Annotated in this window: 8 protein-coding genes; 6 read left to right on the top strand and 2 right to left on the bottom strand. The window is 68.9% G+C overall.

Annotated elements, in window-relative coordinates:
* Positions 1-110 precede the first annotated feature (110 nt).
* The 4 genes from ABQJ56_RS13435 to ABQJ56_RS13420 all read left to right on the top strand — a co-directional run bounded on the left by ABQJ56_RS13435 (position 111) and on the right by ABQJ56_RS13420 (position 4,946).
* Positions 111-470 carry a PsiF family protein gene (locus ABQJ56_RS13435; RefSeq protein WP_367845519.1) on the top strand — a complete coding sequence of 120 codons (360 nt, stop codon included), beginning with the start codon at positions 111-113 and terminating at the stop codon, positions 468-470.
* Positions 471-606: 136 nt separating this feature from the next.
* Positions 607-1,248 (top strand): uracil phosphoribosyltransferase, encoded by a 642-nt coding sequence (gene upp, locus ABQJ56_RS13430; protein WP_367845518.1) that lies wholly within the window; start codon positions 607-609, stop codon positions 1,246-1,248.
* 241 nt (positions 1,249-1,489) lie between these two features.
* Positions 1,490-3,136: a methyl-accepting chemotaxis protein gene (locus ABQJ56_RS13425; RefSeq protein ID WP_367845517.1), complete on the top strand. Its 1,647-nt coding sequence runs from the start codon at positions 1,490-1,492 to the stop codon at positions 3,134-3,136.
* 13 nt (positions 3,137-3,149) lie between these two features.
* On the top strand, positions 3,150-4,946 hold the full coding sequence (locus tag ABQJ56_RS13420) for an EAL domain-containing protein (protein WP_367845516.1): 1,797 nt from the start codon (positions 3,150-3,152) through the stop codon (positions 4,944-4,946).
* 49 nt (positions 4,947-4,995) lie between these two features.
* Here ABQJ56_RS13420 and pip read toward each other — a convergent pair whose 3' ends face one another.
* Positions 4,996-5,952 carry a prolyl aminopeptidase gene (gene pip, locus ABQJ56_RS13415; protein ID WP_367845515.1) on the bottom strand — a complete coding sequence of 319 codons (957 nt, stop codon included), beginning with the start codon at positions 5,950-5,952 and terminating at the stop codon, positions 4,996-4,998.
* Between the two features lie 108 nt (positions 5,953-6,060).
* The gene (locus tag ABQJ56_RS13410) at positions 6,061-7,446 is read right to left on the bottom strand and encodes a D-2-hydroxyglutarate dehydrogenase (protein ID WP_367845514.1); all 1,386 of its coding nucleotides are present in this window, start codon (positions 7,444-7,446) and stop codon (positions 6,061-6,063) included.
* Between the two features lie 109 nt (positions 7,447-7,555).
* Between ABQJ56_RS13410 and serA the strand changes: the two genes are divergently transcribed.
* A complete protein-coding gene (serA, locus tag ABQJ56_RS13405; RefSeq protein WP_367845513.1) occupies positions 7,556-8,788 on the top strand; it encodes a phosphoglycerate dehydrogenase in 1,233 nt (410 codons plus the stop codon).
* A gap of 224 nt (positions 8,789-9,012) precedes the next feature.
* Positions 9,013-14,001 carry an alpha-2-macroglobulin family protein gene (locus ABQJ56_RS13400; protein WP_367845512.1) on the top strand — a complete coding sequence of 1,663 codons (4,989 nt, stop codon included), beginning with the start codon at positions 9,013-9,015 and terminating at the stop codon, positions 13,999-14,001.
* Positions 14,002-14,039: the final 38 nt, after the last annotated feature.

Genomic DNA, 14,039 nt, shown 5'->3' with positions numbered 1-14,039 from the left:
GCGGCGGGCGTTCGGCCTACACATCCTTCCCCTCGTTCAGCATCGATCCGCCCTCCACGGCGATAGACTGCGCACGCCGGCAACCGCCGGTCACCTCGGGAGGAATCATCATGATTTTGCGTTTCAGCCAGCTCGCCGCCTGTGCCGTTCTCGCCCTCGCCACCACCGCCGCATTCGCTGCCACGCCGCAGGCGGCCGCCAAGAAGGAGCTCACCCCGCAGCAGCAGCGCATGGCCGACTGCAGCCACCAGGCCACCGGCAAGAAGGGTGACGAGCGCAAGGCCTTCATGAGCGCCTGCCTCAAGGGCAAGAGCACCGCCGCCGCGGCGCCAAGCGCCAAGGCCACCCAGCAGGAAAAGATGAAGGGCTGCAATGCCGAAGCCAAGACCAAGGCACTCAAGGGCGCCGACCGCAAGACCTTCATGAGCACCTGCCTGAAGGGCGACGGCGCCGCCGCCCCGGCTGGCTGAGCAGTCACCCCGCTCCGGCGTCGATGCATGACGCCCTCGCCCCTGCCCGACGGCACCGTCGCGCAGGGGCGTTTCGTTTGCGGCACCTGCTTTATGCTCGGCTCCATCGCGCAACGCACAGCAGGGGTTCCGTCGCATGAAGCCGGTCGAAGTCCGCCACCCGCTGATCCAGCACAAGCTGGGCCTGATGCGCCGCGCCGGCATCAGCACCAAGGAGTTCCGCGAACTGGCGGGAGAGGTGGCCGCATTGCTCACCTACGAGGCCACCAAGGATCTGGAAACCGTCGAGGAGCACATCGAGGGCTGGGCCGGCCCGCTCGTCGTGCGGCGGATCAAGGGCGCCAAGATCACCATCGTGCCGGTCCTGCGCGCCGGCCTCGGCATGCTGCCCGGCGTGCTCGACCTGATCCCCGCGGCCAAGGTCAGCGTGGTGGGCCTGCAGCGCGACGAACAGACACTGAAGCCGCTCGCCTACTACGAGAAGCTCACCGGCCGCATGGACGAGCGCATCGCCCTGATCGTCGACCCGATGCTGGCCACCGCCGGCACCCTGGTCGCCACCGTGGACATGCTGAAGGCCGCCGGCTGCACGCGCATCAAGGGCCTGTTCCTGGTTGCTGCACCGGAGGGCCTCAAGCGCATCGAAGCCGCCCACCCGGACATCGAGATCTATACCGCCGCGATCGACGAGCGGCTCAACGAACACGGCTACATCCTGCCCGGCCTGGGCGATGCCGGGGACAAGATCTTCGGCACCAAGCAGCTGCCGGCCGGCTGAGCCCATCCGGGCGTTGCCGGCACGAACCCGCTACGTGCGAAGCGCGTGGCCCCGCGCGCTCGGCGAACCGCAACACGAAAGCCACGGAATCGACATCTTGCCGCGTCATCTTCCATGCGCTTTTCCAGCTTGCCGGAAAGAAATATAACAATTTGATTTCAAAGAAATTTTTTTCCATTCCCGCTAAAGTTGCGCCGTGCTGGGCCGACAGCTCCTGCAGCCCCCCACCCGCACATTCCCCATGCTCAAACAACCGAAGTGGATTGCCTCACCCAGCCTGCGCCAACGCCTGCTGCTGCGCCTGCTGATCGTCCTTGGCCTGCTCGCGGCGACGAGCGCCGCCGGCATGCTGCAGTTGCAGCGGGCCGATCGCCGCATCCAGGGACTGGTGGAAGGCTCGCTCAGCCCGGTCGCCGACGTCGGTCGCGTGCAGAACGACTACAACAGCAGCCTGCAGATACTGATCCACGCCGTGCTGTCGCAACTGCCTTCCGCCGTGGATGACGCGCACACGCGCATCCGTGCCGATCGCGTGGACGCCACGCGGCACTGGAAGCCGCTCCTGACCAGCGAACTGGCGCTGGAGCAGGCGCAGACCCTGAAGCTTGCCGCGATCCATCGCGACGAAGCCGATCACGCCATCGACGAGACGCTGGCCCTGCTCGACACAGGCCAGTTCCAGCTGGCCGGGCTCAAGCTCGGCATGGAGGTGCAGCCCGCCTACCAGCCGCTGCAGAGCGATTTCGCCAACCTGTTCCTGGCCGCGCTGGCCAAGGGCAATGCGCAGGTGCAGGGCCAGCGCCAGGCCAACCGGCAGGGCATGGTGCTGCTGCTCGTCCTCCTGGCCATGGCGCTGCTGTCCGCCATCGTGCTGGACGGTACGCTGATGCGCAGTCTGTTGCGGCGCCTGCGGCAGGCCACCCTGGTAGCCGAGCGCATCGCCGCGGGACGGCTGGGCGAACCGGTCGATCTGGGCCGCGACGACGAACTGGGACGGCTGCTGCGCGCGCTCGCCGCGATGGACGGACAGCTCGCGCGCGTACTCGCCCTGGTGCGCACGAGCGCCCGTTCGGTGGAGCAGCGCGCGCACCACCTGGCACGCGACAACCAGGCGCTCAGCGCACGCACGCAGACGCAGGCCGCCGGCCTCGAACAGACCTCGGCATCCATGGAGCACATGGCCGCCACCGTCGTGCAGGGTGCCAGCCACGCCGACGGCGCCGCCCAGGCGGCGCGCGAGGCGCTGGGCCATGCGGAACAGGGCCGCCACGTCGCCGACGAGGCACTCGGCTCCATGCATGCGATCCAGCAGAGCAGTCGCGACATCGCGGAAATCGTCGACCTGGTCGACAACATTGCCTTCCAGACCAACCTGCTTTCGCTCAACGCCGCCATCGAGGCGGCCCAGGCCGGCGAACGCGGACGCGGCTTCGCCGTGGTCGCAGGCGAAGTGCGCCGGCTGGCAAGCCGCTGCGTGGAAGCTGGCCAGGACATCCGCCGGCTGGTCGCCAGCAGCACCGAGGCCGTGGAACAGGCCCGTCACAAGGTGGCGCAGTCGGGCGTGGCGCTGGACGGCATCGTGCAGAGCGTGGCCCGTGTTTCCACGCTGATGGCCCGGATTTCCGAAGCCGGCCGGGAACAGGTCGGCGGCATCGGCCAGATCAACCGTGCCGTGGCCGAGATGGACCGCATCACCCAGGCCAACGCCGGCCTGGTGGACGACATCAATGCCACCGGCCAGGCACTCACCGGCGACGCCGAGGCGCTGATGCGCCAGGTAGATTTCTTCCGCCTCCCTGTTGAATCGCACGCCCCTCATGGACCGGAACCTGACGCCCGGCCCTCATCCGCAGTGATGCACCCACTCCAGGCCGCTCGCGCGGCCTGAATCCGGCCCAGGCATGCCCATTCTCCCCGCCCGCCACTGCAACCCCCACGCCATGCTTGAGCGCGCGCTCGCCGCAGGAAGCCTCAACGCGGTCTTCCAGCCCGTGGTGCGCCTGGACACGCTCGAGGTGGTCGCGCACGAGGGACTCAGTCGCTGCGCCTTCATGCCCGGCAATGTCTCCATTCTCGATCTGCTCGATCTCGCCCGCATGGAGGGCCGGCTGGTCGACATGGAACTGCATGCCGCGCGCACGATCTGCGGCGCCTTCGCCGCGCAGGGCGGAGCAGGCCGGCTGCTGGTGAATCTCAGCGCCCGCGCCATCCTCAACGACACCCTGCGCCCGGACGAGGTGCTGACCGCGTTGCGCACCAGCGGCCTGGACCCGGCCCGCGTCACCATCGAGATCACCGAGCGCGACGTGGTGGAGAGCCCGGCCCTTCTTGCCCACGCGCTGGGCTACCTGCGCGCGCACGGCGTCCGCATCGCGCTCGATGATTTCGGCAACGGCCACTCCAACTTCGAGATGTGGAACGAGATCCATCCCGATGTGGTGAAGATCGACCGCTACCTCGTGCATGGGTTGTCGCGCAGCGCCGGCCGGCTGGCGATCGTGCGCTCGCTGTGCCAGGTGGCCGAAGCGCTGGGTACCGATCTCGTCGGCGAAGGCGTGGAGAACCCCGCCGACCTGCGCGTGCTGCGCGACCTCGGCATTCCCTACGCACAGGGCTTCCTGATCGGACGACCGGCACCGGCCCCGGTCACGGCGGCCCGCGCCGAGGCCCGGCATCTGCTGGGCGGCCCCGCCATCCCGGTGCTGCCGCGCCACCGCGGCCCGGTCACCCAGCGACCGACCCAGGTCAGCCATCTGCTGATCGAGGCGCCCACGGTGGACCCGCGCCAGACCAACGAGGAAGTGATGGCGCTGTTCGGCCGCCACCCCGAGCTGCACGCCGTGGCAGTGGTCCGGGACGGCCAGCCGATCGGCCTGGTAAACCGGCGGCTGATGAACGAGCGCATGGCACAACCGTTCGCCCGCGAGCTGCTGGCGCGCAAGTCATGCACCGTGCTTATGAACGACGCGCCGCTGGTCTGCGACGAATACCGCAGTCTCGAAAGCCTCGCCGACGTGCTGCGCGGCGAAGACCAGCGCTACCTGGCCGATGGCTTCGTCGTGACCAGCGATGGCCATTACCGTGGACTGGGCACCGGCGAGGCGTTGGTGCGGCGCGTAAGCGAGCTGCGCATCGAGGCCGCGCGTCATGCCAACCCGCTGACCTTCCAGCCCGGCAACATTCCCACGACCGAACACCTGGGACGCCTGCTCGAGGGCGGCGAGCGCTTTGCCGTGGTGCACGCGGACCTGACCGACTTCAAGCCCTTCAACGACCACTACGGCTATTCGCGCGGCGACGAGATGATCCGCCTGTTGTCGGGCCTGCTGAACGAGCATGTCGACCCGGCGCTCGATTTCGTCGGTCACATCGGCGGCGACGACTTCGTGGTGCTGTTCCAGAGCGCGGACTGGGAAGCGCGCTGCCTGCGCATCATCGAGGCTTTCAATGCGCGCGCGCCGCAGCTGTTCGACGCCGACGACCTGGCGCACGGCGGCCTGCGCGGCAAGGACCGCCGCGGCGAGCCGCAATTCTTCCCTTGCACCACCGTGGTGATGGGCGCCGTCGAGCTGGTGCCGCCCCTGCCGCAACGCGCCGCCTCCATCGCGATGCTGGCGGCGCGCGCGAAGCGCCAGGCCAAGCGTGCCGGCACCAGCCTGCACGTGTTCTCCCGCGCCGGCGCAGCGGCCACGACGTGAAACAGGACTCCGGCCATTGCCGGCCGGAGCCTGGCGTCGCGGCGGCGGTTCAGGCGCGGAAGCGGTCGGTGGCCTCGATCAGCTCGTGGATATTGCCCGGCTCGAACGCCGAGTGGCCGGCGTCCTGCACGATGCGCAGGTCCGCTTCCGGCCAGGCGCGGTGCAGGTCCCAGGCGCTGCGGATCGGGCAGACCACGTCGTAGCGGCCCTGCACGATCACGGCGGGGATCCTGCGGATGCGCTCCACGTTGCGCAGCAGCTGGTCGTCGTGCGCGAAGAAGCCGCCGTTGACGAAGTAGTGGCACTCGATGCGCGCGAAGGCGAGCGCGAAGTCGTCCTCGTCGTGCGAGCCGATGCTCGCCGGGTCCTGGTGCAGGTAGCTGGTGGAACCCTCCCACACCGACCATGCCCGCGCCGCGGCGACGCGCACCACCGGGTCGTCGCTGGTGAGGCGGCGGTGGTAGGCGCTCATCAGGTCACCGCGCTCCACCTCGGGGATCGCTGCGAGATAGGCTTCCCATGCGTCCGGGTACAGTGCGTCGCAACCCTTCTGGTAAAACCATTCCAGCTCCCAGCGGCGCAGCATGAAGATGCCGCGCAGCACCAGCTCGGTGGCCTTGTCCGGATGCGCCTGCGCATAGGCCAGCGCCAGCGTCGAACCCCAGGAACCGCCGAACACCTGCCAGTGGGCGATGCCGAGGTGTTCGCGCACGCGCTCGATGTCGGCCACCAGGTCCCAGGTGGTGTTCTCGCGCAGTTCCGCATGCGGCGTGGACTGGCCGCAGCCGCGCTGGTCGAACAGCACGATGCGGTACACCGCCGGATCAAAGAAGCGCCGGCACCTGGGATTGGTGCCGCCGCCGGGGCCGCCGTGCAGGAACACCACCGGCTTGCCGTCCGGATTGCCGCACTGCTCGTAGTACAGCGTGTGCAGCTCCGAGACCTTGAGCATGCCGCGGTCGTACGGCTCGATTTCGGGGTACAGCGTGCGGCGTTCCTGCGTCATGGCAACCTCGGCGGCGAAGACAATGGTCGCGAGGTTATCATGGGGGTTTGCATGAGAAGTGCGGCCATGGATGGCCGCCCGTTTGATCTTCGCGATCAGGGATGATCGCTAAGGTGTGAACAGCTTGCCCGGATTGAGGATGCCGTTCGGATCGAACACCTGGCGCACGCCGCGCATCAGCGCGATCTCCGCCGCGCTGCGCGTGCTGTCGAGATAGGGCCGCTTGACCAGCCCGATGCCGTGCTCGGCCGAGATGCTGCCGCCATGTTCCTGCAGCGTGGCGGCCAGCAGCTTGGTGACGTGCTCGCACTGCGCGATGAAATCCGCGTCCGCCATGCCGGCGGGCTTGAGCACGTTGATGTGCAGGTTGCCGTCGCCGATGTGGCCGAACCACACCACCTCGATGTGCGGGTACTCGCGCGCCAGCAGTGCCTGCATCGCATGCAGGAAGGCCGGCACCGCGCCGATGCGCACCGAGACGTCGTTCTTGTACGGCTTGTGCGGCGCCAGGCTTTCGGTGATGCCTTCGCGCAGCCGCCACAGCGCGGCGGCCTGCGCGTCGCTCTGCGCGATCGTGCCGTCGACGATCCAGCCCTGCTCCATGCCTTCGCCCAGCACCGCCAGCGCGGCATCCTGCGCGGCCTCGCCCGGCGCGTCGAACTCGGTCACCACGTAGTACGGATGCTCGCCGTCCAGCGCGCGCTGCGCGCCGTGCGCCAGCACGTGCTTCAGCGCGATGTCGGTGAAGAACTCGAAGGCCTGCAGCGCCAGCCTGGCGCGGAACAGGCCGAACACCGCCAGCACCGCGTCCATGTCCGGTAGCGCCAGCAGCATGGTCTGCGCGGGCGGCGGCGGATCGGTGAGCCTGAGCGTGGCTTCCACCACGATGCCCAGGGTGCCTTCCGAGCCGATCATCAGCTGGCGGAAGTCGTAGCCGCTGGAGTTCTTCACCAGCGCGCGGTTGAGGTCGAGCAGTTCGCCGTTGCCGGCCACCACCTTGAGCCCGGCGATCCACTCGCGGGTGTTGCCGTAGCGGATCACCCGGATGCCGCCGGCATTGGTGGCGATGTTGCCGCCGATGGAGCAGGAGCCGCGCGCGGCGAAGTCCACCGGGTAGACCAGCGCGTGCTCGCGCGCGGCCGCGTGTACCGCTTCCAGCGGCATGCCCGGCTGCACGGTGAGCGTGCGGTCGGCGGCGTCGAAGCCCAGCACGCGGTTCATCCGTTCCAGGCTCAGCACCACTTCGCCGTTCGCCGCCACCGCGCCGCCGGAAAGCCCGGTGCGGCCGCCCGAGGGCACGATGGCCACGCCCTGCTCGTTGGCCCAGCGCACGATGCCCTGCACCTCTTCCACCGAGGCCGGCAGCGCGATGGCCAGCGGCGCCGGCGTCCAGCGCCGCGTCCAGTCGCGGCCGTAGTGCTCCAGGTCGCCGGGCCCGGTGAGCAGGCGCAACCCGGGCAGGCGGCGGGCGAGATCGTCCAGGGCGTCGCTCATGTGCTCTCCGGTGGGTTATGCCTTGCGCCGCGTTCGGACGTCCAAACGACCATGTGTTGCGCCGCCGCAATTCTGGCATAGTAGCGGTTCATTTTACGCTGGAGCCGCCATGAAGACCTCGTTCCCCCGGCAAGACATCAAGGTGCTGCTGCTGGAGGGCGTGAGTCGCACCGCGGTGGAGGTGTTCGAGCGCGCCGGCTACAGCAACATCGAATACCACGAGAAGTCGCTGCCCGAGGCGAAGCTGCTGGAACGCATCGCCGACGCCCACCTCGTGGGCCTGCGCTCGCGCACCCAGCTAACCGCCGAGGTGCTGCGCCACGCCAAGCGGCTGATCGCGGCCGGTTGCTTCTGCATCGGCACCAACCAGGTCGACCTGCCCGAGGCCGAGCGGCTGGGCATCCCGGTGTTCAACGCCCCCTATTCCAACACGCGCAGCGTGGCCGAGCTGGTGGTCGCCGAGGCGATCATGCTGCTGCGGGGCATCCCGCAGCGGAACGCACAGTGCCATCGCGGCGGCTGGAGCAAGTCCGCCGCGGGCAGCTACGAGGCGCGCGGCAAGGTACTGGGCGTGATCGGCTACGGCCACATCGGCACCCAGGTGGGCGTGCTGGCCGAAGGCCTGGGCATGCAGGTGATCTTCCACGACGTGGAAACCAAGCTGGCGCTGGGCAACGCCCATGCCGCCGCCGGCTTGCACGACCTGCTGCAGCGCGCCGACGTGGTGACCCTGCACGTGCCGGAAACCCCGGCCACCAAGCTGATGTTCGGCGCGAAGGAGATCGCCGCGATGCGCCAGGGCGCGGTGCTGATCAACGCCTCGCGCGGCAGCGTGGTCGACATCGAGGCGCTGGCCAAGGCACTGCGCGAAGGCCATCTCGCCGGCGCCGCGGTGGACGTGTTCCCGGTCGAGCCCAAGGGCAACGACGACCCGTTCGTCTCGCCGCTGGTGGGCCTGGACAACGTGATCCTCACCCCGCACATCGGCGGCAGCACGCTGGAGGCGCAGGACAACATCGGCATCGAGGTGGCGAGCAAGCTGGTGCGCTACAGCGACAACGGCTCCACCCTGTCGGCGGTGAACTTCCCCGAGGTGTCGCTGCCCGAGCATCCGCGCAGCCGCCGCCTGCTGCACATCCACCGGAACGTGCCGGGCGTGCTGTCGCGCATCAACGAGCTGTTCTCCGCGGGCAACATCAACATCGACGCGCAGTTCCTGCAGACCGACGCGGAAGTGGGCTACGTGGTGATCGACGTGGCCGCCGACGAGCAGCAGGCCGCATCGCTGAAGGACAGGCTCGCCGCCATCCAGGGGACCCTGCGCACCCGCGTGCTCTATTGAGCGCGCTGAGGCCCTGGCCGCCGAGGCCGGCCGGCGCGCCCCTGCCGCCAGGCGATGCGGCCATGCGGAGCCGTGTACCGGTTTAGCCGTCCGAACCGGATGGCGGCCACTCGCAAACGCAGACCGGGGCATGGCGCCCCTTCCCGGAATCGGGCCGCCACGCCCCGGCCTCCGCGCCGCCACAAATGCATGCGAAACTCCTGTCCAGACTCAGGGAGGGTTCCATGGCGCGTCTGTCGATCGGCCGCTGCGCGCGCAGCGGGACGGGGAAGATCGGTGTACTGCTCATGCTCGGCCTGCTGGCCGCATGCGGGCACCATCAGGAAGGGGGCAGGCCGGCACTGCAGGGGGCGCCCGCCGCAAGCACTTCGAGCCATGCCACAAAAGCGCAGCCCTTCGCGCTGCTCGCGGCCGGCCCGCAGTCGACCGGTTCGGGCACCGCCATCGCGCTGCATTTCAGCGCCGCGCTGGCCTCGGCACAATCGTTCGACCAGCAGATCGCGGTGACCGGCCCCAACGGCGAGGTCGTCAACGGCAGCTGGGGCCTGCAGGATGACGGCAAGACCCTGACTTTCCCGTTCGTGTCACCGAACCGGCATTACGCCGTACTCCTGCACGCCGGCCTGCTCGCAGCCGACGGGCGCACGCTGGGACGCGAGATCAAGCGCGACGTCTATTCCGGCAACCTGCAGGCCGCCGTGGGCTTCGCCTCGATGGGCAGCGTGCTGCCGGCACGCGGCTCGCGCGGCCTGCCGCTGGTGTCGGTGAACGTGCACGACGCCGACATCGAGTTTTTCCGCGTCCACGACGATGCCCTGTCGGACCTGTTCTGCGCCTACCCCACCAACAAGCATCGGGACGATTACGAGCTCGATCACCAGATCAATACCTGGAACCGCTGCGAGCACGGCGACCGCATGCGACGGCCGATCACCGACATGGGCGACTCGGTCTATGCCAACCACTACACCCTGGGCGGCGGGGAAAACGAACGCACCGTCACCTACATCCCGGTGCAGGACATCCCGCAGCTTGCCCAGCCGGGCGTGTACATGGCGGTGCTCAAGCAGGGCGGCACATTCGCGGGCGGCTACGACACCGCCGTCTTCTTCGTCAGCGACCTGGGCCTGCATCTCCGCGTCTACCGCAACAACGCCCTGCTGCATGTCGCGTCCCTGGCGGACGGCACGCCGGTCAGCGGCGTCGACGTGGAAATCGACGACGCCAGCGGCGCCGCCAAGCTGAAGGCCACCACCGATGGCGACGGCAACGCGCTGGTCGCGTACAAGGTGGAGCCGTCGGACGTGCTGATCGCCCGGCACGGCAAGGACGTCTCGGTGCTGCCGTTCAACCGCCCCGCGCTGGACGTCTCCAACTTCGACGTCACCGGCCGCCCCCAGCGGCCGTTCGAGGTGTTCGCCTGGTCCGGGCGCGACCTGTACCGCCCCGGCGAGACGCTGCACGCGTCCGCCCTGCTGCGCGACTACGACGGCAACCCGATGAAGCCGCAGGCGCTGTTCGTACGGCTCAAGCAGCCGGACGGGCGCAGCCTGGTCGATACCCGGCTGGATCCCCGCGACCTCAACTACTTCGAACTCAGCCAGGTCATTCCCGAGGATGCACCCACCGGCCTGTGGCAGCTCGAATTCCGGCTGGACCCGGCCAGCAAGGAGGCCGTGCAGGCGTTTCCCTTCCATGTCGAGGAGTTCCTGCCCGAGCGCATGAAGGTGGACCTGGCCAGCCCGCAGGCGTGGCTGGCACCCGACGAACCGTTCAAGCTGGTGGTGAACTCCAGCTACCTCTACGGCGCACCCGCCGATGGCAACCGCTTCACCGCCAAGCTGCTGGTGAAGCCCGAGGTGCACCCGCTCGCGAACCTGCCCGACACCTTCTTCGGCAATCCGCTGGTCGACCTGCCCAAGAGCGCGGACGACGTGGTGGACACCAGGCTCGATGCGCAAGGCCACCTCGAACAGGACATCGCCCTGCCGGACGACGTGAAACCCGTCGCGCCGCTGACCATGACGCTGTCGGGCAGCGTGTATGAAACCGGCGGCCGCGCGGTCACCCGCATCCTGAACCGCGTGTACTGGCCTGCCCCCGAGCTGGTGGGCGTGCGTCCGCTGTTCGATCCGGCCCAGGGTGCGGAAAGCGAAGGCAAGGCGTCCTTCGAGATCCTGCGCGCGAATGCGGACGGCAAGCTGGTGGCGGGTTCGCATCTGAAGGTCCGGCTGCAGCGCGAGATCCGCGATTTCTACTGGCTGTACGAACACGGCGACAACTGGAGGTCCAACGCCAACGTGCAGCTGCAGGAGGTCGACGAGAAAGACGTCGATGTCGCCGCGGGCCAGCGCGCCCAGGTCGATTTCCCGGTGGAATGGGGCGGCTACCGGCTGGAGGTCTACGATCCCGCCACCCGGCTGACCACGGTCTACCCGTTCTTCGCCGGCTACAGCTGGGACGACGAGAACATCGGCAAGGAAGCGCGGCCGGACAAGGTGAAGCTGGCCCTGGACAAGGCGCGCTACCGCGCCGGCGACACCATGAAGGTCACCGTCACGCCGCCGCACGACGGCCCCGGCGTGCTGCTGGTGGAATCCGACCACCTGCTTTACACGCGCGACATCCAGGCCACCGCGGGTGCCACGTTCGAGATCCCCGTCACCAAGGACTGGGAACGCCACGACGTCTATGTCGTCGCGCTGGTATTCCGTGGTGGCAAGGCCACCGGGCACACCACGCCGGCGCGCGCGATGGGCATCGAGCACGTCGCGATGGACCGCAATGACCGGCGCATTCCGCTCAAGCTGGAAGCGCCGGCACTGATGCGCCCGGGCAACCCGCTGGGCGTCACCGTGCAGGCGCAGGGACTCGCCGGGCAACACGCCTACGTCACGCTGTCGGCAGTCGACCAGGGCGTGCTCAACATCACCAACTACCCGGTGCCGGATGCGTGGGCCTGGATGTTCGCCAAGCGCGCGCTCGGCGTCGACGCCTACGACCTCTACAGCCGCGTGATCGAGGCGATGGACGGCGCAACCGGCAAGCCACGCTACGGCGGCGACATGGGCGGCAAGGGCCTGCCACACGCGGCACGGCTGAACCCGAAGGTGCGGATCGTCGACCTGTTCGCCGGCCCGGTCGCCTTCGACGCCCAGGGCAAGGCCACGCTGCACGTCCAGGTGCCGGACTTCAACGGCAGCCTGCGCCTCGCCGCGCTGGCCTACACCGACCGGCGCTTCGGCAACGCCGCCGGCAACGTCACGGTGCGCGCGCCGCTGGTGGTCGAACCCAGCACGCCGCGCGTGATGGCCGCGGGCGACAAGGCGGAAATCAGCGTGGACCTGAAGAACCTGTCCGGCAAGGACGGCGTGGCCAGGATCAGCGTGAAGGCGGGCGACCTGGCCAAGGTGGACAACGCCACCCGCGACGTGCCGCTGAAGGACGGCGCGAGCACGACGCTGCTGATGCCGGTGACCGCCAGGGGCGGCGCGGGCGTGGCGACGCTCGACATCCATGCGCAACTCAACGACTACCGGGTCGACCGGCATTTCGAGTTCGCCGTGCGCCCGGCCTGGCCGGAGCAGGTCCGTACCGTGCCCATGGCCATCGAGGACGGCAAGCCCGCCCGCCTCGACGGCTCGCTGGCCGGGCTGATCCCGGCGACGGTGCGCACCCGGCTCACCCTCGGCACGTTGCCGCCGCTGCCCTACAACAGCGCCCTGCGCCACCTGCTGGACTACCCCTACGGCTGCATCGAGCAGACCACCAGCAAGGGCTACGCGGCGCTCTACATGGACGACAAGACGGCCAAGGCGCTCGGCGTGCCGGGCCTGGCCGATGCCCGGCGCCAGGCGGCGGTGGAAAGCGCCCTCGCCCGCATCGCCTCGTTCCAGGCCAGCAACGGGCATTTCAGTTTCTGGGGCGGCAGCAGCCCGATCGAGACCTTCATGACGCCCTACGTGGTCGACTTCATGCTCGACGCGCGCGATGCCGGCTTCGCCGTGCCGCAGGACGTGCTGCAGAAAGCCTTGCAACGCCTCAGCGACGACCTGCTCGCCGGCGGCCATCCGTACTACGGCTACGAACACCACGACCACATGCGCATCGCGGACGAGGCCTATTCCGGCTTCGTGCTGGCGCGCGTCAACCGTGCGCCGCTGGGCACGCTGCGCGCGATCTTCGACAACGACCGCCAGAAACTGGTCGCGCCCTTGCCGCTGGTGCACCTGGGCGTCGCGCTGAAACTGATGGGCGACAACGAACGTGCGCAGAAGGCGATCGACGAAGCGTTCGCGTGGAACAAGGAGCGCCCCTGGTACGTGGGCGACTACGGCTCGGAGCTGCGCGACCTGGCCGTGATGGTGGCGCTCACCCACACCTACGGCATGAACAAGCCCGCATACGACGCCAAGCTCATCGACTGGGCGCGCAATGCCACGGCCGACGTGCGCGCCACCCAGCAGAAGATTCCCTACTACCACTGGTCGTGGTCCTACCTCAGCACGCAGGAGCAGGTGGCCATCGCACGCGTGGCGCATGCGTTCGACGCGGGGAGCAACGCGCCGCTCGCCGCATCGCTGGAGATCGGCGGCAAGGCCGAGCAGGTGCCGGCGGACAAGTTCATGTGGACCCGCGACCTGACGCCCGCCGAGCTCGCCAGCGGCGTTGCCGTCCAGCCGGCCGGCAAGGCCACCGTGTTCGCGACGTTCGACGTCGCCGGCATCCCGTCGAAAGCGCCCGCGGCCGACCCCAGCCAGGTCGACGTGCGCCGCAGCTACTTCACCACGGACGGCAAGCCGTGGACCGGCGACACGCTCAAGGAAGGCGACAGCCTGATCGTCGAACTGACCATCGAGGCGCGCATGAACATGCCCGATGCGATGGTCACCGACCTGCTGCCCGGCGGCCTGGAAGTGGAGAACCTCAACCTGGGCGGCGCCCGGCAGTGGGAAGGCGTCGTGATCGACGGAATCGACTTGGATCAGCACACCGGCGCCGCCGACATCGTGCACGAGGAATACCGCGACGATCGCTACGATGCGGCCCTGAAGCTGCAACGCGGGCAGGTTGCGCACGTGTTCTACCTGGTGCGTGCGGTGACACCGGGCACGTACACCGTCCCGCCGCCGCTGGTGGAGGACATGTACCGGCCGGCCGTGCGCGGCATCGGCACGGTCCCGATCGCGTCGCTCAAGGTCGTGGAGCCCTGAGTCGACGGAGGGGCGCGTGGCATCCCGCGCGCCCCTCC

It is taken from the genome of Rhodanobacter geophilus (assembly GCF_040812275.1).
GTDB lineage: Bacteria > Pseudomonadota > Gammaproteobacteria > Xanthomonadales > Rhodanobacteraceae > Rhodanobacter_A > Rhodanobacter_A geophilus.
The sequence above is the reverse complement of the archived record's forward strand: the minus strand, read 5'-3'. Positions and strand labels throughout refer to the sequence as shown.

Coding starts and splice junctions, on each gene's coding strand:
- ABQJ56_RS13435 (WP_367845519.1), top strand. CDS start 111: ATGATTTTGCGTTTCAGCCAGCTCGCCGCCTGTGCCGTTCTCGCCCTC.
- upp (WP_367845518.1), top strand. CDS start 607: ATGAAGCCGGTCGAAGTCCGCCACCCGCTGATCCAGCACAAGCTGGGC.
- ABQJ56_RS13425 (WP_367845517.1), top strand. CDS start 1,490: ATGCTCAAACAACCGAAGTGGATTGCCTCACCCAGCCTGCGCCAACGC.
- ABQJ56_RS13420 (WP_367845516.1), top strand. CDS start 3,150: ATGCCCATTCTCCCCGCCCGCCACTGCAACCCCCACGCCATGCTTGAG.
- pip (WP_367845515.1), bottom strand. CDS start 5,952: ATGACGCAGGAACGCCGCACGCTGTACCCCGAAATCGAGCCGTACGAC.
- ABQJ56_RS13410 (WP_367845514.1), bottom strand. CDS start 7,446: ATGAGCGACGCCCTGGACGATCTCGCCCGCCGCCTGCCCGGGTTGCGC.
- serA (WP_367845513.1), top strand. CDS start 7,556: ATGAAGACCTCGTTCCCCCGGCAAGACATCAAGGTGCTGCTGCTGGAG.
- ABQJ56_RS13400 (WP_367845512.1), top strand. CDS start 9,013: ATGGCGCGTCTGTCGATCGGCCGCTGCGCGCGCAGCGGGACGGGGAAG.